The organism is Heliomicrobium gestii (genome assembly GCF_009877435.1).
GTDB lineage: Bacteria > Bacillota > Desulfitobacteriia > Heliobacteriales > Heliobacteriaceae > Heliomicrobium > Heliomicrobium gestii.
Genome location: NZ_WXEX01000002.1, coordinates 1 through 22,962 on the forward strand (window position 1 = coordinate 1; position 22,962 = coordinate 22,962).

Consider the following 22,962-nt stretch of genomic DNA (forward strand, 5'->3'; position numbering starts at 1 on the left):
TTATTTGAAAAATAAACTCACCCTCCCATCGGCAATGCTATAATGATATCTACATAAAAAGGGTTATTTGCTAAGGAGGGCACATACTTTGAAATCTCCCTTGTCAGGTTGTCTCCCGCCGTTTTGGCGTACTGGATTAACGATACTTTTACTCGTATGCGTTATGCTGGGACAACCTGCTTTCGTTGCCCAGGCTGCGCCATCGGCCTCTACACCGTCTTCGAGCCCCTCCCCTAACAGCCCTAATGATGCCGCCTTTGAACCACCCCAAGAGATGTATCTGAAAGGGAAGGTCGCCTCCATACTGGCGGAGTATCCGGAAGCGGATCCCCTTAACGCCGACGCTCCATCATCGCTGCTGCGGCAAACCCTCCTGGTGGAGTTGCTCGACCCGCCTTTTCAAGGGCAGACACAGGTGATCACCAACAGCGTCAACCTGCAGAATCCCTATAACGGCATCTACCTCCATCCGGGCGAAGAGGTGGTCGTCTACGGCACCCTAGACGCTCAGGGCCGTTTGCAGGGCGCCGCGATTCAGGATTTGATCCGGCACCGCCCCATCCTCACCGTAGCGGCGATCTTTGTCGTGCTCATCGTCGTTCTCGGCGGTCGTCGCGGCATCGCCGCCCTCGTTACCCTGGCGTTGACGGGCGTGCTCATCTGGTACGTACTGCTCCCGGCCATATTGAAGGGGCAAAGCCCGCTCCTGGCCAGTTCTCTCGTCTGCGCCGTCATCGGCCTGATCGGCACCCCAATCATCGGCGGGTTGAATCGAAAATCACTGGCCGCTGTGGCCGGCATCATCGCCGGCGTCATCGCCGCCGGCCTCTTGGCCTATCTGACGGGGCAACAGGCCCGCATCACCGGCATCGAGTTTGAGTACGCCACGATGATGCTCGCCATCCCGAACCGACCGCCCCTCGACTTGCAGGGCGTCTATTTTGCCGGCGTGCTCATCGGCAGCCTGGGGGCCGTCATGGATACGAGTTTGACCGTCGCTTCGGCGGCCCAGGAGATCCGCCAGTTGCACAAGACTGTGGGCCGGAAAGAACTCTGGCAAGCCGGCATGAACGTGGGGCGCGACACGATGGGCATGATGTCCAGCACCCTGATCCTGGCCTATGTGGGCGGCGCCCTCTCCCTCCTCGTCCTGTTGATGGCTTACGAGACGCCAGCCCTGAAGATCATCAACTCCGACCTGCTCGTCAGCGAGATCATCCGCTCCGCCGCCGGTTCCATCGGCCTCATCCTCTGTATCCCCGTAACGGCCTTCTGTTCGGCCTTTCTGCTTTCAAGCTCCGGAACTGCTACAGACAGCGCAGACGAGGACAAGCGCACTGCCGATTGACGAAATGCCATCTTCTTTCCCACATGGAAGCTACCCCCACACTAACATCCCTGCGCCGCTGAAAATCAGCGGCCTTTTTTTTCGCGCCTTTTCTAAGATGTTGATCGGCACTGGCCGATTCGCCCTCCCCTTGGTGGAAGGGAACGACGACGCCGCGATTTGCCCCTCTCTCCGTTACCGTCTTCATTACCTTGCCCCCGGCCCCTGTTTTTTATTGTCTCCTTCACCACAATCCAGCAACAGGGCGACGTCGAGCTATGGGCGAGCCAGCGCATAGGATGGTATTCTCTGACGGAAAGTAATGAAAGCGCTGCGACCGTTCCATTCATAAGGAAAGGTGGCCTGTGACCCTATGAACAAAAACCGGACGTTGCTCCTGATCGGACTCTTTTTAGCCATGTTTTTCGGCGCCCTCGACCAGACGGTGACATCAACGGCCATGCCGACCATCATCGCCCAACTGGGCGGTTTTCCGCTGATGGCCTGGCTCGCCACAGCGTACATGCTCAGTTCCACCATCGTCGTACCCATTGCCGGGAAACTGGCCGATCAATTTGGACGCAAACCGGTCTACCTCTTTGGACTTGGCCTGTTTATGGCGGCCTCGGCCCTCTGCGGGTTGGCCGGTTCCATGGAGCGGCTCATTCTTTACCGCGCCCTCCAAGGGATCGGCGGCGGGGTGATGATGCCCATGTCCCTGATCATCATCGGCGATATCTTTACCGGCGAGGAACGGGCTAAATTCCAGGGTGTCTTCGGCGGTATCTTCGGCCTCTCCTCAATCATCGGACCCCAGATCGGCGGATGGTTTGTCGACCATTTGGCCTGGCAGTGGGTTTTTTACATCAACCTCCCCTTCGGGCTCCTAGCGGCGCTGTTCATCGCCCTCGGCCTGCGCGATGAGCGGATCCGCGGGAAAGCGCCCATCGATTACAACGGCATCGCCACCTTCACCATCGCCATGGTCAGCCTGCTGCTGGCGCTGAGCCTCGGCGGGACCGAATATCCCTGGCTTTCCTGGCAGATCGCCGGACTTTTCGCCGGCTTCGCCGTCTTCCTCCTTCTCTTTCTGCGGGCGGAAAAAAGGGCCGAGGAGCCGCTCCTGTCGCTGTCTCTCTTCCGCAACAGATCCTATGTGCTGTTAAACCTGATCGGCTTTTTCATGACCATGGGCATGTTTGGGGCCATCATGTTCATGCCCCTTTTCATGCAGGGTGTCGTCGGCGTAACCGCATCGGGTGCGGGAACGACGATGACGCCGATGATGCTGTCCATGATCGTCGCCAGCACCCTAGGGGGACGGGCGCTGCTCCGCCTCGGCGTGAAGCCGCAGGTTCTGGGCGGCCTGCTCATCATGATGGCAGGCTTGTTGCTGGTAACCACCCTGGGTGTCGGCGCGACCCGTTGGACGGCGTCGCTGTACCTGGTGATCATCGGCTTTGGGTTGGGCCTGGTCATGCCTGTGCTGACCATCGCCCTGCAAGAGATCTTCCCTCGCCACCTGCTTGGCGCCGTAACCGCCTCAGGGCAATTCTTTCGCTCCATCGGTGGCACCTTCGGTGTAGCCCTCTTCGGCGCTGTGATGAATCAGGTGTCCGGGCAGTCCCTCCGGCAGGATCTCCTGCCCCTGCTCGCCCAGGCCCCCGCCGTGACCCGACCCGTCGTCGAGCCGATCCGGTCACTGCTGGAGACCAACCCCCAGTCGCTCTACTCCATGCTGCTCCAGGGCGATGTGATGGCCCGGATCCCCGAATCCTTCCGTGTGCTCATCGAACCGGTGATCAAATCCTCCCTGGCTGCATCGATCCACGCCGTTTTCTGGACAGCCGCCGGCGCTACGGTGCTGAGCTTTCTCACTACCCTCTTCCTTCCCACGATCCGCATCTCCCAGGCCGCCACTGGCAAAGGGAGGGATATCGCCGGAGAAGCGGAGCGGCAGGCAAGCGCTGAGCCGGCGCTGGAAAAAGGCCCACGCTAGTGGCGGGCGCCCGCCGGTTTTACCGTTCAACAGGCCAACCAAAAAAAGAGCGCCGCCCCTGTAACAGAGACGACGCTTTGTTGACGACTGTTTTTCCCTTTTACAGTCGAATACCCTCAATCAAACGGTTCAGCCTCTCTACGCTGCGGACGTTATCATCGGTCCGTTCCATCATGGCCTGGACCGTCTGGGCAATGGCCGCCGACTGTTCGGCGATCTCCTCGGCGCCTTTGGCGCCTTCGTCGACAGCCTGGGTCACCTCTTGGATCGCTTTGGCGATCTCTGTCACAGAGGCATTCAGTTCCTGGGCGGTAGCAGAAAATTCGTCCATAATCGCCTTGACCAACACAGCGTCATCCCTGTATTGGCTGCCGACAGCGATCAACTGGCCATAATCGGCCAACACCTGCTCGTCAAAAAACCGCAGCATTTTTCCGGAACTGCCAGACAGATTCGCTACGGCTCCGTTGACCGCGCCGACAGTTGCTTGAATGTCGGCGGCTGCCCGAGAGGACTGGTCGGCAAGCTTGCGAATCTCTTCGGCAACAACGGCAAAGCCCCGCCCGGCATCGCCGGCTCGCGCCGCCTCGATGGCCGCGTTCAGAGACAACAGATTCGTCTGCTCGGTGATCTGCAGGATCGCCGCAGCTAACTGGTTGATCTGGTTCACCGCTTGTGACTCAGCAATGGCCTGCTCGACAAGTCCTTTGACATCTTCATAAACGACCTGAGCCTGATCATAGGAATGCTGGGCTGAATTCCGCAAATCTTCGGCGCGCCCATTGATCTCCAGCGATAAATCCGCCCCTTCACTCGCTTTGACAGCGACATAGTGAGCCGCCTTCTCCATCTCGCCGACGGAAGCGGTGATCTCCTCTGTCGATGCTGCCGACTGCTCCATACCGGCCGAGAGCTCTTCCGTGGCCGCCGAAGCGCGACCTGCCTGGTCGACAACCTGGCCGATATTTTCCTGAACCGACCGGGCGTTTTGCCGGATCGCCTCAGTTGACTCACTGATCTGGGCCGTCATCGCGCCGATGGTCTTTCGCATAGTCAGCATGGCCCGCGCCATGGCCCCCGTTTCATCTTTGGCGCCTGTCAGGTGATCATAACCTTTCTGATCCTCACGGAAATCAAATGCCGCTGTCTGATCGATCAATTTTGTCACCGTTATGACAGGTGCAAGAAAGCGGTTGGCGAGCAGCCACACAACGCCGGCGGAGAGCGCTGTCATCACCAGAGAAAGCAACAGAATGAAGCGCCCCATCTCTTCGACCGGTTTTTCCATATCATCCACACTGCCGGTCAGAACGAGGGTCCAATCCAATTCCGGAATCAGCACATAGGCAGCCAACTTTTGGGCGCCTTCAAAGGAATACTCGAGGTATCCCGGCGTCAGTTCCTGAACGGCTCCCTTGCGCTGTACCAGGTCGCTAATCTCCTGGACAGGGACTTGTTTTCCAAGCATTCTTTTGTCCGGATGGGTGATCAGGTTCCCCTTCTTGTCCACTAAAAAGCCATAACTGCTATCGGCATCAATAAAGCGCAGTTTCGACAGATCAGAGGTCAATTTATCGGCGAACACAGCGAAACCAACTGCTCCGATCGGCTTCCCCTCTCCCGATTTGACAGGGGCTTGATAGACGATGATCTGACTTTCCGTTGATTTTGAGGTCAGCGTTTCACTGATGACCGTTTGTCCAGTCGACATGGCTCTTCGAAAGTAGTCCCTTTCCGATATGTTCACGCCGATCAAACGGGGATCCGTGTCGACAACGATCCGACCTGTAGCATCGACGATGAAGATATGCTCTAGCTCTGGCGCCGCCTGAATCACTCTTTTCAGTTCCTCCGTCTCACTCATGATGAGTGACCGGGCTTTTTCGGCGCTTCCGGGCAAAGCGTTCTGTAGAAGCAAGTCGCTAACGGTTTGCTTCAGCGCCACCATCTCACTTCGCTTTTTCCAACCCTCTCCCTCGCGGACGATGTTTTCGGCTACCGTCAATCCGATCTGGTTGATGCTTCGCTTGATCTGCGCCAACATGATGTCGGCCGACCTGTTATAAGCCAACAGGCCGAGCATCGTTGAGGTGAGGATGATCAACGTCACCATGGTAGCCATAATCTTATACCGGAGCGAAATAGGAACCGCCTCCTATCTTTTAAAAGTGCGATTAAAGGATCGATTGAACGATTTCGCGGTTTCAAAAGGGCTGCTTTCACAGGAGCGATTGACGCTTCTGCCATAACCATTTTATAATCAATTAATGCACCTTGCAACTTTTTACACAATCACAATTCCGCCATTTGTTCTTGTTCATAACATCTTCACCATTTTCTACCTTTTCTCGATTTTCACATTTGCAATTCGAAGGAGGGAACACCGTTGAAAAAACGCATCCTCGTCGTCGTCGACGCCGCATTTATGCGAATGACCTTGCGAAAGATGCTGGAGGAAGCGGGCTATGACGTGATGGAAGCGCCCAACGGCAACGAAGCCGTTCGACTGTGGGAAGAACTGGCGCCCGACCTGGCCACGATGGACATCACCATGCCCGAAATGGACGGCATCAGCGCTGTCCGGGCGATCAGAGCCCTCGACCCCAAGGCCAAAATCGTCATGTGCAGCGCCATGGGACAACAATCCATGGTGGTAGAGGCGATCACCGCCGGCGCAAAGGACTTTATCGTCAAACCCTTTCAGAAGGAGCGAGTGCTCAAAACGGTCGGGAATGTGCTCGAATAATTGAAGCGAGTGTTCAAAGACATCGTGAAAAGCGAAAAAGAGGCAGTGCCATCGACGACGATGGCGCTGCCTCTTTTTATGTTCATCACAGCAGCCTTCCGCTGTTTCGCTGATTAACTTCCGAATTTCCAGGGCTTTTTCAGTTCCGAGATGTTGGATGTTTCCAGCGATTTGACTCGGAGCATCTGCTCCATCTTGTATTGGGCGATGTCATCGGTGAAGAACCATTCAAACATGTTGCATACTTCCTTTCGTCAGGCGGTTCATTGAGAACCGTTTTCATTTAGAAGTATACGCCTCCAATGTGCGTCCTGTCAACCCTGTTCTTGAGAAAACAACCCACTGCCGCCCATTTCTTGCGGCTTCTCTTCTTTCCCATATCCCGCTTTATCCTGAATAGACAGCGTTTTCCCTCTCTATGCATTGCCCTTTGCCTTCATCTTCCCGACTTGGCACTTGCCTCCAATGAAATTATCCGTTATACTCAAAGCATAGACATAACCTCTACAATTCCGCATAAGGTGTCAAAGGGGAGTAGCTCACTGCTGACGGGTCAACAGCCGGCTTGTAAAGGCCTGGCCCTCAGGGTTCTAAGACCAGCAAGACCTTTGATTCAAAGTCGCACTTTGAATCAAAGGTCTTTTTACATAAGTCAGATTCATGATAAAGGGAGTGCGCATGTTGGAATTCCTGGGGAGCATCAGCGGAATAAAATGGAGTGATTTTGCCGAGCCCGCCTTTTGGCTGGCCATCGGGAGCATCATCCTCATCGATTTGATCCTGAGCGGCGACAACGCGATCCTGATCGCCATGGCTTGCCGGAACCTGCCGAGAGAACTGCGGACCCGGGGCATCATCTGGGGCACCCTTGGCGCTATCGCTTTGCGGATGGTCCTCGGAGCAGTCATCATCTATCTGTTGCAGGTGCCCCTGCTGCAAGCGGCAGGTGGGTTGCTCCTCGTCTGGATTGCTCTTAAACTCTTGATACAAGAGGACGACCACAATCATGTGGATGCGCCCAATCGCTTGTGGCAGGCGGTCAAGACGATCGTGATGGCAGACGCCGTCATGTCCCTAGACAATGTGGTCGCTGTTGCCGGCGTGTCCCATGGCAAACCGGGCCTGCTCTGGTTCGGCCTGCTCGTCAGCATCCCCCTCGTCGTCTACGGCAGCCGCCTCTTCCTGGCTCTCCTTGACCGTTATACGATCATCCTCTACGGCGGCGCCGGCATCTTAGGTTGGACGGCCGGCAAGATGCTGATTCACGACCCGCTCCTCTTGTCGAGCCTGCAAACACTGGGCATGCCGCCTCTTTTGCTCAACGAATCCGCTGTCGGGGCTGCCGTCACGGCCATCGTCCTGATCACGGGATGGTTCATCAATGACCGCAAAAAGCGGAAGCCCGCGGGCAGAGAAGCGCAGATCCTGTAACCCCCATAATACAAGGACGACACTCGGCCTGTGACGCACCAGGCGAACGAAGGCATAAAGGGCGATCACGGGGGCATGCTACGGTCGGAGGAGGTGAGCGTATTGTCGCATATCCGGTGCAATGTTGAGGAGTGCCACTACAACAACAGCGAGATCTGCCAGGCATCGACCATCAAGGTTCGCTCCCGTGTCACTGACCACATGACCAGCATCTCTGACGATACGGCCTGCGAAACATTCGTTCCGAAAAAGGTGTGACCTTTTTCTCTCAAAGGCTCTCCCATGTCAAGGGGTTGTCTCATGTACCAGACAACCCCTTTGTTACGCCCTTTTGTAGTGGAATCGGTCACATCCATCTATTACGACATTTATGTTCTGTTTTTCTCAAATATGGACCATGTGTGTTCCACATCAACCGTCAATTCGACCAACGCACCCGGAGACAGGGGATAATCCTGCCATTCGCGCAAAGACATGCGGATTCGCCACACCTCGTTGCTCCGGCAAATCACCATCACCTGCGCGCCTTCCATGGTTACCTCGTCCACCACCGATAACCAGCGGTTGACCCTTCGCCCGGCGGGAGCTTTGGTCTGGTCACAAAAGGGAGGCGTCACCTTGATGTGTTCCGCCCGGACGCAGAGCCACCCTTCCTGATGGGTTGCCGCTTCGTTGCTTGCTCCCTTTCCCCCTCCATCGGTTGTCCAATCGAAGGACTCGGCGACAAATCGTCCGTCCCGGCATTGGACATCGTTGAGGCGTCCGTCTCCCCCATCGGTCGTGACAGGAATCAGGTTGTCCATCCCCATGAATCGGGCAGCAAAGAGGGTCTTCGGACGGTCATACATATCCAGCGGCGCTCCATCCTGCTCGATGCTTCCCTCCCGCATCAACAGCATCTGGTCTCCCAGCCGGATCGCTTCCCCAAAATCATGAGTCACATGGATCACGGCAATCCCCCGTTCCCGATGAAGGCGGCGCAGCAATTCCTGCATCTTGTCGCGTGTCCGGGGATCGAGGGCTGACAAGGGCTCGTCCAACAGTAACAGCGACGGCTCCGTCATCAGCGCCCGCGCCAGGGAAACCCGTTGCCGTTCCCCTCCGCTGAGGTGCCCGGGAAACCGCTCCAGGAGGTGAGCGATTTCCATCGATTCGGCCAGTGCTTCCAGCGATTTTTTGGTTTTATCACTATCGACGCCTTCTTCCTTCGGCACCCCAAAGAGGATGTTCTCACGAACCGATAAGAAGGGATACAGCAGGCTGTCCTGGTAGGCGAGACCAAACCGGCGCCGTTCCGGCGGCAGCGCGGTAATGTCTTTTCCATTAAAAGAGAGCGATCCGCCCGTGGCGGCGCGAATGCCGGCGATCATTTCCAGAAGCAAGGTTTTGCCGCATCCTGTCGGTCCCACGACGACCAGATATCCCTGCGGTTTTACCTGAAAAGTGATATCACGCAATTCAAAGGTTCCCGCCGACAGGTTCAGGTTTTTTGCCTCCAATAATCCCGGTTCTTTCTCCATGCGCTCCAATCGAAAGGCCCCCCTTTTCAAAAAGTTGCGTTATGTCCGCATCCCTGCGCCTGTGACACCACGAAAAATCACCAACACGGTGAGAGCGGCCAACCAGAGCACGGTAGCCGTGGTGAGTGCAAAGGGAAGATCGCCGACAGACACGCTAAGGTAAACAGCGGCAGAAAGGGTCTCCGTCTTCATCCGGGTCACACCCGCCAACATGGCCGTGGCGCCAAACTCACCGAGGGTCCGCGCCCAGGTCATGGCGACACCGCCAAGGATTCCTTTTCGCGCCATCGGGAGCGTTACCCGATAAAAGGTCTGCCACGATGTATGACCGAGGGTGCGAGCCACCTTCTCATAGCGGGGGTCGATGGCGGCAAAGGCTTGACTGAAGGTCTTGATGGCGAAGGGCGTGGCGATAAACCACTGGGCGATGACAACGCCACGGGCGGTAAACACGACATCCTGCCCCAATCGGGACAAGCCGTTGCCCAGGACTGGCCCGAAAAGGATCAGCAAGGCCACACCGGATACGAGGGGCGGCAACACGATAGGGAGATCGAGCAGCGTATCAAGGAGTGCTTTGCCGGGGAATGAATGCCGAGCCAGCACAAAGCCACAGGGAATGGCCGCCAACACGGCGGCGACGGTAGCGAGGACTGTTGTCCCCAGCGTAAACAGGGCGGCAAACTGAAATTCAGGGTTGGCGATGACCTCCCGAAACTGACCGGGCTGCCCATAGAGAAGGAGCACCCCGAACACAGCGGCCATGAACCCGGTCATCAGGACAAAGATCAACCGAAAGGAGCGTTCCATTGCGCCCGCCTCCTTCATCGATTTTCTCCAAAAAAAACTCAATGGCAGAATGGTGCGCTGCATCGCGCCTCTCGCCATTGAGACAGAACTGGTCTATCTACCGGATAAAACTGCACATAAACATACAAAAACGAGCTATGCGAACATGATAATGATCTGCGCCTTGCTTGTCAATCCTTACTTCCCTTGACATAGCACGTCCTTTCCACTATCATTTGAGTAAGGATTCCATCACGTTTTGTCTTATTCCCTTTTATCATCCTGCGCTCGACGGCGAGATTCGTCGTTTCTGTTCAATCTGTACAGAAACCTGAACTCGCCGTTTTTTCGTAACGAATTTCTCGTCTGCTCCTGAACCGCACCAGTGACGATGCAGGGGGAATGGCCATGGTCATCGACATGACGCCCATCTGGATTTCTTTAAAAACCGCAACGGTCACTACGGTGATTACCTTTTTCCTCGGCATCGCCGTCGCCCGTTGGATGACAACCTACAAGGGTACAGGTAAAAACCTGATCGACGGGCTGTTGACGCTCCCGCTGGTGTTGCCGCCGACAGTGGTCGGTTTTTTTCTGCTTTTGCTCTTCGGGAAAAACGGCCCTGTCGGACAGTTTCTGCACCAGATGGGGACGTCGATCATCTTCTCCTGGACGGCCACGGTCATCGCGGCGACGACAGTCGCCTTCCCGCTCATGTACAAAACGGCCCGCGGCGCTTTCGAGCAGGTCAACCCCAACTACCTGCATGCCGCCCGGACCCTGGGCGCCGACGAGTGGACCCTCTTCTGGCGCATCACCGTTCCCTTGGCTTGGCCGGGCATCGTCGCCGGCGTCATCCTCTCCTTCGCCCGCGCCTTGGGCGAATTCGGCGCCACGCTGATGCTGGCCGGCAACATCCCCGGGACAACACAGACCATCCCGGTCGCTATTTTTTTCGCGGCTGAGGGCGGCGATATGGACCGCGCCTTCCTCTGGGTCGCCATCATCGTCACCCTCTCCCTGGGCGTCATCCTGCTGATCAATGAATGGAACAAGATCCAAACGGTGCTGACAGCCCGATTCCTGACAAAGGGGCGCTTGCCATGGAGCTATCGGTCGATATCGAAAAACGATTTCCCGGCTTCTCTCTCCAAGTGAGCTTTGCCACCGCCGGAGAACCCCTCGGCCTGCTGGGCGCCTCCGGTTCCGGAAAAACCATGATCCTGCGCTCCATCGCCGGCATCGTCACGCCTGATCGGGGCCGCATCACCCTGAACGGCCGGGTGCTCTTTGACTCAGAAAAGGGGATCAACCTACCCAGCCGGCAGCGCCGCGTGGGCTTTTTGTTTCAAGATTACGCCGTCTTCCCTCACATGACCGTCGCCGAAAACATTCTCTTTGGCTTACACTACCTCGACATTCCCCAGCAGGAGCAGCGCCGGCGGCTGGAGGAAAAAATCGTCCAGTTTCAACTGGAGGGTTTGGCGGACCGCTTCCCCGGTCAACTGTCAGGCGGCCAGCAACAGCGCGTGGCCCTGGCCCGCGCCTTGTCTGTCGATCCGGACGCGTTGCTGTTAGACGAGCCCTTTTCCGCCCTGGACAACCACCTGCGCAGCCAGATGGAAAGCGAACTGCTGAAGACCCTGTCCGACTATAGCGGCGCAACCCTCTTCGTCACCCACAACCTGGACGAAGCCTACCGGGTCTGCCAGAGCCTGCTCATCCTCTCGAAAGGGCGCGTATCGGCCTTCGGCTCGAAGAAGGGGATCTTTCAAGCGCCGCCGACGATCACGGCGGCCCGACTGACCGGGTGCAAGAACCTGTCCCGCGCCCGCGTCCTTTCGTCCGATCGGCTGGAGGCGCTCGATTGGGGCTGCACCCTACACCTGGCTTCGCCGCCCCCGCCGTCGTCCGTCTATGTGGGCATCCGCGCCCGGCACCTGCGCATCGCCGACGGCCCGGGCGGCGTCAATACCTTCCCCTGCCGGTTAAGCCAGGTGATCGACATGACTGAAGGGAAAACGGTGCTGCTGGAACTGACGGGCGACGCCCCTTTCGATACTTCCCCCACTGAGGGGCGGACCCGACTGTCCTTGTATATGTCAGAGACGTCCTGGAACCGGCTCACGGATCGTCCCTTTCCGTGGTGGGTTCATCTGGATCCTGAACAGCTTTTCGCTGCCACAGACGACCCTGATCGGCCTGCCTGATCAGCCCCTTGGCGGAGCTTTTGCTTTATTCCGATTTTCAAAGCCCCTTTGGGAGAGATCCTATCGACGGAAGCGCGGTGGAAAGGGAGGGAGCGGCATGGTGTACATGACCGACGAGGCGATCGAGCGGCTGCTGAAGGAGGATGTGCCCTACATCGACTTGACATCGTTGATCCTGGGAATCAATGAGCAGCAAGGGCTCATGCGCTTCACCTGCCGGGAGCAGGCGGTGATCGCCGGCACGGAAGTGGCGCAACGCCTGCTGGCAAAATTGGGAGCCGAGACGATCACCCGGGTCGTTTCCGGTACGGAGGTAAAGGCTGGTGATGTCTTTCTGGCTGCCGCCGGGCCGGCCAAGGGTCTGCAGATGGCCTGGAAGGTCTGTCAAAACATTCTGGAATACAGTTCCGGCATCGCCACCCGGACGCGGCGGCTGGTCGAGCACGGGCGCTCCGTTAGCCCTCGCGTTCAGATCGTGACGACGCGGAAGATCTTTCCCGGCACAAAGGAACTAGCCATCAATGCCGTCATCGCCGGCGGCGGGTTTCCCCACCGCTTAGGGCTTTCAGAGACCGTGCTGATCTTCGCCCAGCACCTGAACTTCACCGGCGGTATTGACGGTCTACTGGCAATGATGACGGAAATACGCGCCCGGGCGAGGGAAAAGAAAATCATCGTCGAAGTGGCCGATCTGGAGCAGGCGCTGCGGCTGTGCCAGGCCGGTGTCGACGGTCTCCAATTTGACAAAGTCCCTCCGGCGAAACTGTCGGAAATGGTGGCGGCTATCCGGGCTGTCCATCCAACAGTGACGCTGATCGGCACCGGCGGGATCAACGAACAGAATGTGGCGGCTTATGCGCAGACCGGCGTCGATGTCATCTCGACCACTTGGGTCTATTTCGGCAAACCTGTGGATATGGGCGTGTCCATCACGCCTGCCTAGCCCAGCCTCATCCATAAGAGAAAAGCCAGGGTTCGCCTTTCGCGATGACCCTGGCTTCTTGCGTTATTGCTGCGGTACTTTGAACCCGAACTTCTTGAAGACCCCCGGCCCCTCCTTTTGCATGAAGGACAGAAAATCTTTCGCCTGTTCTTTCTGAGTGGAGAAGGTCAACGAGGCGCAGGGGATCTCGTCGATCACGTTGACAGCCGGGTCGATCTCCAGCACCTCCAACTTGTCTTTTTGATTGGACACACTGCTGTACTCAGCGATGCCGGCATCGCCTTGCCCCATGCCGATCATGGCAGATACCTTGGGGAGTGTTTCCACAGTGGCCAGGATGTTCTTTTCCACTGCGGCAGTGATGCCAAGCTGCTCAAAGGTTTTAAATGCATTTTTGCCGATCGCTGTCGCTTCTTTGTCAGGAAGCACGAGTTTCAATCCGGGACGGGTCAGGTCACGCACATCCCTGATCCCAGCCGGATTGCCCTTGGGGGTGATGATCGCCGGCACATGGTAGGCGATCGGGCCGACGACATTTTCGATGATCCCCTTCTTCTGGGCCGCCTCCACAAAGGGTTTGCCACCGGGGATGTAGATATCGCCTTTTTTCGCCGTTTCTGCCTGGCTGAGCAACGCGCCGGAATTGTTGAAGGTCAATTCGATTTTGACGCCGGTCTGCGCCTCATACTGGGCGGCGATCTCTGTCACCGGCTCTTTCAACCCGGCGCCCACATAGGCGAACAAGGGTTGTCCAGAAGGCGCCGGCTTCACCGCGGCCGGCCGATTCTCCGCCGCTCCCCCTGGGCCTCCCTGTCCTCCGCATCCAGTCAGCAGCGCCGCGGCCAGGGCGAGCAGAACCGCCCCACGGCCTAACCTCGCCCATGTCCCTCTTTTGTTCATCCCGATTCCTCCTTCAACCTTCATCGTTCGTGATGGGAATGAAAATGAAAAATTCTCAAAGGGCAATCCCCCCTTCATCGCCATAAGGAAGAAGGGCGTCTCGCCATTGAGAATCTTCGTCAACGTTGGAACAGCCGACCCGGCTCTATATATAAACCATGGTTCATGGTAAAATTACGGTTAAAGACAATGAAACGGAATGACTGGGGAGGAAACCATCGTGCCGGAGGATACGTCACTGACCCCGGAAGAAGTGGCCGAACGACTGCGCATCAAAAAAAATACGGTTTATGAGATGATCAAACGGGGAGATCTGCCGGCTTACCGGGTAGGGCGTAAACTTCGTGTGCTCTCTGACGCCGTCGATACGTACGTGCGCCAGGGTCAGTCTCCCGAGTCGCCCGGCAACGCCACCGTGGCAACGGCCCCCCTGCCGCCTGCGGCTTCCGGCGCCAACCCTTTTCCCGCCACGGCAACTCCCGCGCCAGGAGCATCCGCTCGCGCCCCCCTACCCACGCCATTTGATCCATGGGCGGCGCCCTTGCCGGGTATGGTGCTCTGCGGTCAGGATCCGCTCCTCGACATCCTGGCCAACCAGATGGAACGGCATCCGCGAGGTACGGCCATCTTGCGCTCCCATGTGGGTAGTTTCAACGGCCTTTTATCCTTGTATCAGGGAACGGCCCACATCGCGTCGGCCCATCTCTGGGACAGCGATTCTGGACAATACAACATCCCCTATATCCGGCGGCTGATTCCGGGGATCCCGACGGTTCTCATCGGGCTCGTTCGCCGGATGCAGGGGTTCTACGTGGCCCAGGGAAACCCGAAAAACATCGCCGACTGGCACGCCTTCTCCCGGTCCGATATCCGCTATATCAACCGAGAAAGGGGCTGCGGGACCCGGGTGTTGCTGGATGAAAAGCTCCGGCAACTCGGCATCGACAGCCAACAGATTGCAGGCTATCGCAAAGAGGTCTTCTCCCACCTCTCCGTCGCCAGCGCCATCGCCAGAGACGAAGCCGATTACGGTTTGGGAACAGAGCGGGCCGCGCGACAGGTGAGCCAGGTGGACTTTGTGCCCTTGCAGAAGGAAGAGTATCATCTCGTCGTCAAAAAAGAGGATTTCGTCAAGCCGCTCTTTCAGAGCTTGTTGGAGATCATCCGATCCGCCGAGTTTCGGGCGGAACTGCGCGGGATGGGCGGCTATGATCTCGACGGCCTTGGCGAGATCGTGGCCGAGATTTGATCGCCCGTCGATCGACAGGCACAACATAATCATACCGTATAAAACAAGCTAAAACAACAAACAAAAGAACAAGAACTTCTGCTTTAGTTATGACGGACTGCCCTCTGAAGCAGGGTTCTTTTTTTGTTTTACCAGGTATTTTTTCAACCCTCATCGTGAAAAGACTTATAAAAAGATAAAGCTTGACATCCCAAGAATATCGTACTATTTTAAAATTACGTTATGTTTCTTTCAGATTCATTTCTTCTATTTTAATCGTAGCCCGATGAATCTCAATGAGGAGATGGCGGTCACACCTGAGCCATCCCATTGAGATTTTTTTGTTGAAAGGGGGTCGTCTGTCTGCTCTTTCCGTTCTCTGAAACAACACCATCGAAATGACGGCACGAAGCAACCCCAATAAAAGGTAAGGAGGCGCTTGATGTGAAACATGGAAAATGGCTTTCCCGTATCTCCCTTCTTTTTTTCCTCGTGGCCACTCTGTTGTCCGGGTGCGGTTCTCCCCCACCGGCGAAAGAGACGGCTGCGCCGGTCAACCTGACCGTCTCTGCTGCGGCCAGCCTGAAAGATGCCCTGACGGAGATCAAAGACCTCTATGGCAAAGAAAAACCGAACGCCACCATCTCCTACAACTTCGGCGCCTCCGGTTCACTGCAACAGCAGATCGAGCAGGGCGCGCCGGCGGATATCTTCATCTCAGCGGCGCCCAAGCAAATGGATGATCTGCAGGCCAAAAACCTCATTGACACGACGACCCGCAAGGATCTGCTGGAAAACAAAGTCGTCTTGATTTCCGCCAAAGATTCTGCCATCACCGGTTTTTCCGACCTGGCAGGAGATAAGGTGAAGAAACTGGCCCTTGGCGAGCCGCAGAGCGTCCCCGCCGGCAAATACGCCCAAGAGGTGTTGACGAAACTAAACCTGGCTGAAGGGGTAAAGGAAAAGACGGTCTTGGCCAAAGATGTGCGTCAGGTGTTGACCTATGTGGAGACGGCAAACGCCGAAGCGGGTATCGTCTATGAAACAGACGCGAAGGTCTCCGACAAGGTCAAAATCGTAACGCGGGCGCCGGAAGGCTCCCACTCGCCGGTCCTCTACCCAGGCGCCGTCATCAAAGACAGCAAAAACGCCAAAGAGGCCGGGGAGTTCCTCAAATACCTGCAAGGTCCCGCCGCGAAGGCTGTTTTTGAAAAATACGGTTTTACCGTCTTGAGCAAGTAAGTCGAACACCGGTCTGATTCCTCCTATCGGCGCTGACGTTTACTCGCTTGATTGACTCTCTAGCGAAAGTATTGTTTGTAGAATTTGGCTGTTGGTTTTTTATTCATCATAAAAGGTTTTTTTCACTATTTGTCGAAATATTACAGTGTTGATGTTCCACCAATCATAAAAAGGAGGAGCCGTTATGAAACTAACCGCCAGAAACCAATTAAAAGGCACAGTCATCGAAATCAAGGAAGGACAGGTCATGGCCGAGGTCGTTTTGGACATCGGCGGCGGCAACCAGGTCACCTCGATGATTTCCAGGGACGCCCTGAATGAGTTGGAGTTGAAGGTCGGCTCCGAAGCGGCGGCGATCATCAAATCGACATCGGTCATGTTGATGGCCTAGTTCACAAATCCCTCCATACATGGTAAGTCCCCAGAGGCATCGCCCTGGGGACTTGCCTTTTTTTGCTGGTGTTGACAACAGTGAGGTCGGTTTGCGATAAAACAGTCGCTTTCCAAAATGTTCACCCTGTGTTCACAGTTCGGACACAATGGCGCGCTACAATAAGACCATCAAATCCCACCAAGACAAATGCGCGAACATTAACACCAGGCTGATCTTCTCGGTCAGCCGGCACCGGCGCAAGAGGATGGGCAGGCAAAAACGTCGAATTAGGCGGATAAGAGAACTTCGCCAGGGAAACGGTGCTCCATAGGGCTTGCCTTATGGAGCATTTTTTCCTTAACCGCGCGCCAGCCTACTTTCGGGCATAAAGGAGTAGTCCTCATGACAGCAAAACGAATTCTGATCGCGGACGATGAATCGCGCATGCGCAAACTGGTCGGCGATTTTTTAAAAAAAGAAGGCTTTCTCGTCACCGAGGCCGAAGATGGCAAAGCGGCTTTGGAATTGTTTTTCCAGCAACCTTTCGATCTGGTGATCCTTGATGTGATGATGCCCGGTTATGACGGTTGGGCCGTGTGCCGAGAGATCCGCAAGCAGTCCCGCGTCCCTGTGATCATGCTGACGGCCAAGGCAGAAGAAGTCGATCAATTGTTCGGTTTCGACCTCGGCGCCGATGAGTATGTGACGAAGCCCTTCAGCCCGCGCATCCTGGTGGCCCGTGTCCAGGCCCTCATTCGGCGGCTGGAGAACAACCAGAAATCCCTTCTTGCCTTCGGCGACCTCCTCATCGACCAAACCGGCCGCATCGTCACCGTCAAGGGGGAACGCGTTGACCTGACGCCCAAGGAGTTTGACCTCCTCCTGCACCTGGCCGGAAACGCCGGCAAAGCCATGAGCCGGGAGCAGGTGCTCAATGCCGTCTGGGATTACGACTACTACGGCGACGCCCGGACCGTGGACACACACATCAAAAAACTGCGCCTGAAACTGGGGGATGCGGGTCAACAGATCCAAACGGTGCGCGGCCTTGGGTACCGCTTTGAGGCGCAGCCATGAGACACTCCATCAAATTCCGGCTCTTTCTGGCCATGAGCGCCATGATTCTCTTCTTTGTCCTTCTTTCCTCCCTTCTCGTCTCCACCAGCCTGGGGAGGTATTACATCTACAAGAAGACGTCCGAGTTGCGCGACAGCAGCCAAATCGTGGCGACGCTGGTTCGAGAGGACCCGTTAGATCTCTGGGCAGCCATGGAACGGTTGGAGCGAACCCGCGCGATCAGCAGCACCCTCATGGACGCAAACATGAACATCCTGTACAGCACCTTTCCCGGCCCTCCGCCTGAAGGCGACCTGCGGCAGGGCACGCCGCCGCCCAGCGATAATTCCATCCCATCCAAACCGGGAGAGGCGCCCCATCCCCCCAACGCCGCGGCGAAAGAGAAAGAGGACTCTCAAAACGGAGACAGCCGTCCGATTATGTCGGATCCTCACCTGGCAAAGTTTCGGGATCAGCAGCTTTTTCAGTTAAAACAAGGGATTGAATATGGTCGCCAACAGCTGGAACGGGGCGAAGCATTCACGGAAATCCGGGAGGATCCCCGGATGCATACCCAGTTCCTCAACGTGATCACGCAGCTTCCCAATGGGGATTACCTCTTTCTCAGCACCCCCCTGGCCGCGATCCAGGAAAGCGCCGCTGTGGCCAACCGCTTCTTCCTCTTCACCGGTCTCATCACCCTGCTCCTCGGCAATGTCATCGTCTTTTTCTATACCCGCCGGTTCACCCGGCCCATCCTGGAGATGAACGACATCGCCCGGCGAATGGCGACACTGGATTTTCAGAAAAAGGTGGCCCCCGGCAGCAAGGATGAGTTGGGGCAGTTGGCCGAGAGCATCAACTCCCTTTCCGATCAGTTGAGCCACTCCATCACAGAACTGCGGGAGAAAAACGCCCAATTGCAGACCGACATCGAACGGGAACGCAAGATCGATGAGATGCGCAAGGAGTTCATCTCCAACGTGTCCCACGAACTGAAGACGCCGATCGCCTTGATCCAGGGGTATGCCGAGGGGCTGAAAGTCAATGTGGCCGATGACGAAGAGAGCCGCAACTACTACTGCGATGTGATCATGGACGAGTCGCGCAAGATGAACAAGCTGGTCTTGGAACTGCTCGACCTCTCTCAGATCGAATCCGGCCAGTTTCATCTGGAACGAAGCGCCTTTGACGCCCTCGCCTGGGCGGAAACGGTGATGGGAAAATTCACGCCTCTGCTGCGGGAACGAGGGATCCAGTGGACCGTTGACGGGGAAGGCGGTCTGTGGGCTGACGCCGATCAAGAGCGGATGGAGCAGGTGCTATCCAATTACCTTACCAATGCCATTCACCATATCACCCCACCCTTTCAACTCACGCTCCGCGTCATCGCTCGCGACGATAAAATCCGCGTCACCCTCTTCAACTCGGGCAACGGAATTCCCGAAGAGGCGCTCGATCAGATCTGGACCAGTTTCTATAAGGTGGACAAGGCCCGCACCCGCGCCTACGGCGGCACCGGCCTCGGTCTTTCCGTCGTCCGGGCGATCCAACGGATGCACCAAAACAGGTATGGCGCTGAAAACGTGCCCGGCGGCGTGCTGTTCTGGTTTGAACTGGACAAAGCGGCAGAGAGCACCTCGATATGACCGCTCTGACCGGGATTCCCTCCCCGGCAGGATTCACTTTGACAGAAAACGTAGGAAACACTCCCACCCTTCCCATCGTAGAATAAATGTTGAGAATACCCAACGAAATCGTAAGGGGGGCTGCGCATGCAGGGACGCTCCGATTCATTCATCACCGGTATTGATGTCTCCAACTATCAGCCCAACGTGGATTGGACCCAGGTCAGCGCTAGCGGCATCGCCTTCGCCTACATCAAAGCGACGGAGGGGATGCGAACACAGGACGCGATGTTTCCGACCCATGCGGCTAACGCGCGAGCGGCCGGCATCCCGGTGGGCGCCTATCACTTCGCCCACCCAGAGTCCAATACACCACAAGACGAAGCGAACAATTTCCTGGCGGCGCTGAATTCGGTCACCACCGATCTGGCGCCGGTCCTCGACCTGGAATCGCCGCCCCAACAAAACAGCGCCCTGACGGGCGATTTTATCGCCAACTGGGCGCGCACCTTCATCAACCTTGTCGCTGAAGCGACCGGGAAAAGGGTCTTTCTCTACACGGGAAAGTGGTATACCGATATGTACGGTGTCACCGGACTGTCTGACATCTCCCTCTGGATCAGTTACTACTCCACCTCTGCGCCGCCCGACTTTGCCGGCTGGACAGAATGGACCATGTGGCAGTATACCGAGTCGGGCACGGTAAACGGCATCTCGGGCAATGTGGACATGAACCTGGCCGTCTCGCTGGACGCGCTGCGCGGCATTGCGACACCGGTCTATGCCACGAAAAAAGTGCAGATCAACGGCAAGCCCTGGATGGACGGCATTGTCGTCAACGATGAAACCTATGTGGTATGGACGGCGCTGCAAGCCTTCAACACGCCCTATACGTACAAGGGCAACGGTGTCATGACCATCGATGGCGCGGATGTGCAAGGCGTCGTCTACAACGGCGACACCTACCTCCTCTGGACGACGCTCGCCAAAAACGTGCAGTCCATCGCTATCGACGGCGGTTGGAACTTTGTCTACTGTCCCACCAAGAAGGTGCAACTCAACGGCAAGCCCTGGATGGACGGCATCGTCATAAACGATGAAACCTATGTGATATGGACGGCGCTTCAGGAGTTTAAGACGCCTTTCACCTACAAGGGCAACGGATTGATGACCATCGACGGCGTGGACGTACAGGGCGTCGTCTACAACGGCGACACGTACCTCCTCTGGAATACGCTCGCCAGGGATGTGCAGGCTCAGCCGATCACCGACGGTTGGAACTTTGTCGTTTCTTAAAAAGGCAGGACCTCGCGTTCGGCAATAACCCCTTCAGCCAATACAGCCCATCCGTTGATGTCGGATGGGCTGTATTTTTGCCTTCGGTTAGTTTGGCTTGCTTGGCCGCCATACCCCGTCGTAAAGGCGGCAATTATTCAGTAGATAGGAACTCAATCGATGCAACCGCATCCCCTCTTCCCACAGTTCGTCGCACTTGTTCTGCAACTGGCCCTCATCCAAGCCGCATGCCAGGATCTCCTTTTCTCTGCTGCGACGCCATACCGCCGTATAGAAGGTCTGGTGGTTCAACACATAGGGATTCAAGGAGTGCAGCCCCCATCCGGCTTTCCTCAGTTCCTCCTGTTTGGCGAGAAAATTGCGGTATGTCCACCCGTACACTTGGATCTCGTCTTGTCCACCCGGCCTCCAAACCGCCGTGTAGAGCGGCGTTTGATCAAGAACCACAACGTTCAAAAGATGCAAGCGCCATCCCTGTCTCCATAACTGGTCGTATTGAGGGCGATATTCTTCGTACCGGCGTCCAAAGACCAGCATCTCCGCTCCCTCGCCGGGCCGCAGGATTGCATTAAACCGCAGCTGGTTGTTTACGGCAACAGTGTTCAGTTGCTGGAGACGCCACCCCTGTCCGTGCAATTCATCGTATTGCTTGCGCAGCTCCTGCGGCTGAAGTTCGTACAATTGGGTCTCCCTTTGCCTATCCTTCCGCCAAACGGCGCTGTACAGGAGCATATCCTTCTCCGTATGGGTATCGAGAATGTGCAGTTGCCACCCCTGATTCCACAAGTCATCATATTTCGCTCGGTAATCATGGTAGAAGGAACCGAAGATTCGTTTTTCATCATACCCAACGGCAAAGGCGATGTATTTAACGTCTTGGACTTCTGTCCCCTGGAGCAGCGTGAACTTAACTGTGTAGAGCCCTCCGGTGAGATTTTCGGCCGGAAGGACGCCTGTAAAGGGTTGTGTCTCAGTATGGCCCGGTGACTGGTTGGGGCGCAATGGGCGGCCCTTGACCTCCACTTCAGGATGGGCGATGGGTCCTGAGACAGGAACCAGTTCACCTTCCTCCGCCCCGGAAAAGAGTTGAACCGTCGCGCTGTATCGATAGGTCGTAAATGTGGTGTTCTGTATGGCAAACCGGTACTCCAGCGCGTCGCCCGGCTCCAGGGAAAATGCGCAACCAAACCGTTTGTTCGCGATCAACGCATGATTGGCATCTTTGAAGTAACATCCGTCGGTATGACCATCGACACCGCCCCACTGCCATGTGCTGATGACAGCGCCTCCTCGTCGCAGGACAAGGCCTCCCGGGGAATTTGTCAGATGCTCTCTCACCCAGAGGGCGCCGCGACGATTTTTTTCCGGACGAGGCGGCGCCAAAAAAAACAATGTCCCAAACCCTTCCTTCTTTACGTCGTCATCGCTTGCGTTCGCTATGGCGTTGATCACATCTTGCCGCAAGTTCTCCCAGGGCATCACAACCCAGTGCCCGCCGCCCGAATCGTTGAGGTAGATATTCTCTCCGTCACTCCCAGTGATCAGTCGCGTATGATGCCATCCTAAAGCAACGGGACGACGGGCCAACCCGCGTTCGCGTTTTCCCCAGAGCACACTCTCCACGTAGGCTTTGAATTCATCCCACCGCTGTCTCCAATCATCAGGATTCCGCGACGGAAACAACCACAGCTTGAACTCAAAGAAATCATTGCGGTAACCGTTGCTAAACTCACCTGCATGTTCTTCATCGAGCATGCCGACAGCCTTCAGCGTATCCTGCCAAAAATAGGCCCGCTCGTGATCCTGCTTGCCCTGTCCGGCAAGATACCATAAGCCGGTTTCGCCCCATAGGCTTCCCAACCCACCGGTGGGCCATTTGCCTTGATGAAACTGCGCGCAGTTGGTCAGCGTGGCGAGGTTGCACCATACGCCTGAATCTTGCCGGTAACAGGGGGCGCTCAAGGGTTGATGGGCCAGTATGGGAAACATATCATTCGGAATAGAGGGGTCAAACTCGCCGAGATCTGCTTGGGGGGGTTGCTTTTTGTCGCGAAGTTGTTTCTCTGACATAGGCATCCTCCTTTACGCATCGAAATAGGTGTTTTTTAGGAAACGATTAGGAAACCTATTCCCTGGTATTTTTACTCATTGTAATTCTAGATATTTGTTCGCTTTCCTTCTAATTTCTTTTTTGAAAAGTAGATGCAACACATTCTTGTTAGCGGTCATCCTTCAGTGCCGCAATTGTCACTCGAATATATATAAAAAAAAGCC

The 22,962-nt window shown here is 56.3% G+C and carries 20 protein-coding genes; 14 read left to right on the forward strand and 6 right to left on the reverse strand.

Going from position 1 to position 22,962, the window contains the following annotated elements; all coding sequences use genetic code 11:
• Window positions 1–274: 274 nt before the first annotated feature.
• Window positions 275–1,348, forward strand: a complete 1,074-nt coding sequence (locus GTO89_RS02035) for a YibE/F family protein (RefSeq protein ID WP_207708912.1) — start codon at window positions 275–277, stop codon at window positions 1,346–1,348.
• A gap of 352 nt (window positions 1,349–1,700) precedes the next feature.
• The gene (locus GTO89_RS02040) at window positions 1,701–3,326 is read left to right on the forward strand and encodes an MDR family MFS transporter (protein WP_161260410.1); all 1,626 of its coding nucleotides are present in this window, start codon (window positions 1,701–1,703) and stop codon (window positions 3,324–3,326) included.
• 100 nt (window positions 3,327–3,426) lie between these two features.
• Here GTO89_RS02040 and GTO89_RS02045 read toward each other — a convergent pair whose 3' ends face one another.
• Window positions 3,427–5,448, reverse strand: a complete 2,022-nt coding sequence (locus tag GTO89_RS02045) for a methyl-accepting chemotaxis protein (protein ID WP_161260411.1) — start codon at window positions 5,446–5,448, stop codon at window positions 3,427–3,429.
• A gap of 264 nt (window positions 5,449–5,712) precedes the next feature.
• Between GTO89_RS02045 and GTO89_RS02050 the strand changes: the two genes are divergently transcribed.
• Entirely contained in the window at window positions 5,713–6,072 is a 360-nt protein-coding gene (locus tag GTO89_RS02050; RefSeq protein WP_161260412.1) for a response regulator, read from the forward strand.
• 113 nt (window positions 6,073–6,185) lie between these two features.
• Here GTO89_RS02050 and GTO89_RS17595 read toward each other — a convergent pair whose 3' ends face one another.
• The gene (locus tag GTO89_RS17595) at window positions 6,186–6,308 is read right to left on the reverse strand and encodes a hypothetical protein (RefSeq protein WP_268894601.1); all 123 of its coding nucleotides are present in this window, start codon (window positions 6,306–6,308) and stop codon (window positions 6,186–6,188) included.
• A 442-nt stretch (window positions 6,309–6,750) separates the two neighbouring features.
• Here GTO89_RS17595 and GTO89_RS02055 point away from each other — a divergent pair, with 442 nt between their 5' ends.
• Window positions 6,751–7,503, forward strand: coding sequence for a TerC family protein (locus GTO89_RS02055; protein ID WP_161260413.1), 753 nt, complete (start codon window positions 6,751–6,753; stop codon window positions 7,501–7,503).
• A gap of 102 nt (window positions 7,504–7,605) precedes the next feature.
• The gene (locus GTO89_RS02060; protein WP_161260414.1) at window positions 7,606–7,761 is read left to right on the forward strand and encodes a DUF1540 domain-containing protein; all 156 of its coding nucleotides are present in this window, start codon (window positions 7,606–7,608) and stop codon (window positions 7,759–7,761) included.
• A 110-nt stretch (window positions 7,762–7,871) separates the two neighbouring features.
• Here GTO89_RS02060 and GTO89_RS02065 read toward each other — a convergent pair whose 3' ends face one another.
• Together GTO89_RS02065 and GTO89_RS02070 are read right to left on the reverse strand one after the other, a co-directional pair.
• Window positions 7,872–9,023, reverse strand: coding sequence for an ABC transporter ATP-binding protein (locus tag GTO89_RS02065; protein ID WP_235920202.1), 1,152 nt, complete (start codon window positions 9,021–9,023; stop codon window positions 7,872–7,874).
• Window positions 9,024–9,062: 39 nt separating this feature from the next.
• Complete coding sequence (locus GTO89_RS02070) at window positions 9,063–9,833, reverse strand: ABC transporter permease (protein WP_235920193.1); 771 nt, start codon at window positions 9,831–9,833, stop codon at window positions 9,063–9,065.
• Between the two features lie 387 nt (window positions 9,834–10,220).
• On the opposite strand from GTO89_RS02070, the gene modB reads away from it, so the two are divergent.
• From modB to modD, 3 genes are all read left to right on the forward strand, one after another.
• The gene (gene modB / locus GTO89_RS02075; RefSeq protein WP_161260417.1) at window positions 10,221–10,970 is read left to right on the forward strand and encodes a molybdate ABC transporter permease subunit; all 750 of its coding nucleotides are present in this window, start codon (window positions 10,221–10,223) and stop codon (window positions 10,968–10,970) included.
• The gene (locus tag GTO89_RS02080; protein ID WP_161260418.1) at window positions 10,916–12,022 is read left to right on the forward strand and encodes a sulfate/molybdate ABC transporter ATP-binding protein; all 1,107 of its coding nucleotides are present in this window, start codon (window positions 10,916–10,918) and stop codon (window positions 12,020–12,022) included. The genes modB and GTO89_RS02080 overlap by 55 nt, the downstream gene beginning before the upstream one ends.
• A gap of 97 nt (window positions 12,023–12,119) precedes the next feature.
• The gene (gene modD, locus GTO89_RS02085) at window positions 12,120–12,965 is read left to right on the forward strand and encodes a ModD protein (RefSeq protein WP_170294337.1); all 846 of its coding nucleotides are present in this window, start codon (window positions 12,120–12,122) and stop codon (window positions 12,963–12,965) included.
• 63 nt (window positions 12,966–13,028) lie between these two features.
• On the opposite strand, the gene modA (GTO89_RS02090) is transcribed toward modD, so the two are convergent.
• Window positions 13,029–13,865, reverse strand: a complete 837-nt coding sequence (modA, locus tag GTO89_RS02090; protein WP_161260419.1) for a molybdate ABC transporter substrate-binding protein — start codon at window positions 13,863–13,865, stop codon at window positions 13,029–13,031.
• Between the two features lie 220 nt (window positions 13,866–14,085).
• Between modA (GTO89_RS02090) and GTO89_RS02095 the strand changes: the two genes are divergently transcribed.
• The 6 genes from GTO89_RS02095 (at window position 14,086) to GTO89_RS02120 (ending at window position 20,688) form a co-directional block, all read left to right on the forward strand.
• Window positions 14,086–15,114 (forward strand): substrate-binding domain-containing protein, encoded by a 1,029-nt coding sequence (locus GTO89_RS02095; RefSeq protein WP_328793846.1) that lies wholly within the window; start codon window positions 14,086–14,088, stop codon window positions 15,112–15,114.
• Window positions 15,115–15,537: 423 nt separating this feature from the next.
• On the forward strand, window positions 15,538–16,335 hold the full coding sequence (modA, locus tag GTO89_RS02100; RefSeq protein ID WP_161260421.1) for a molybdate ABC transporter substrate-binding protein: 798 nt from the start codon (window positions 15,538–15,540) through the stop codon (window positions 16,333–16,335).
• Between the two features lie 184 nt (window positions 16,336–16,519).
• Entirely contained in the window at window positions 16,520–16,726 is a 207-nt protein-coding gene (locus GTO89_RS02105) for a TOBE domain-containing protein (RefSeq protein WP_161260422.1), read from the forward strand.
• 384 nt (window positions 16,727–17,110) lie between these two features.
• Window positions 17,111–17,785 carry a response regulator transcription factor gene (locus GTO89_RS02110; RefSeq protein ID WP_161260423.1) on the forward strand — a complete coding sequence of 225 codons (675 nt, stop codon included), beginning with the start codon at window positions 17,111–17,113 and terminating at the stop codon, window positions 17,783–17,785.
• Window positions 17,782–19,413 carry a sensor histidine kinase gene (locus GTO89_RS02115; protein ID WP_161260424.1) on the forward strand — a complete coding sequence of 544 codons (1,632 nt, stop codon included), beginning with the start codon at window positions 17,782–17,784 and terminating at the stop codon, window positions 19,411–19,413. The genes GTO89_RS02110 and GTO89_RS02115 overlap by 4 nt, the downstream gene beginning before the upstream one ends.
• Before the next feature lie 126 nt (window positions 19,414–19,539).
• Complete coding sequence (locus GTO89_RS02120; RefSeq protein ID WP_161260425.1) at window positions 19,540–20,688, forward strand: glycoside hydrolase family 25 protein; 1,149 nt, start codon at window positions 19,540–19,542, stop codon at window positions 20,686–20,688.
• Window positions 20,689–20,775: 87 nt separating this feature from the next.
• Here the strand turns inward: GTO89_RS02120 and GTO89_RS02125 are convergent, their stop codons facing one another.
• On the reverse strand, window positions 20,776–22,758 hold the full coding sequence (locus GTO89_RS02125; protein ID WP_161260426.1) for a hypothetical protein: 1,983 nt from the start codon (window positions 22,756–22,758) through the stop codon (window positions 20,776–20,778).
• Window positions 22,759–22,962: the final 204 nt, after the last annotated feature.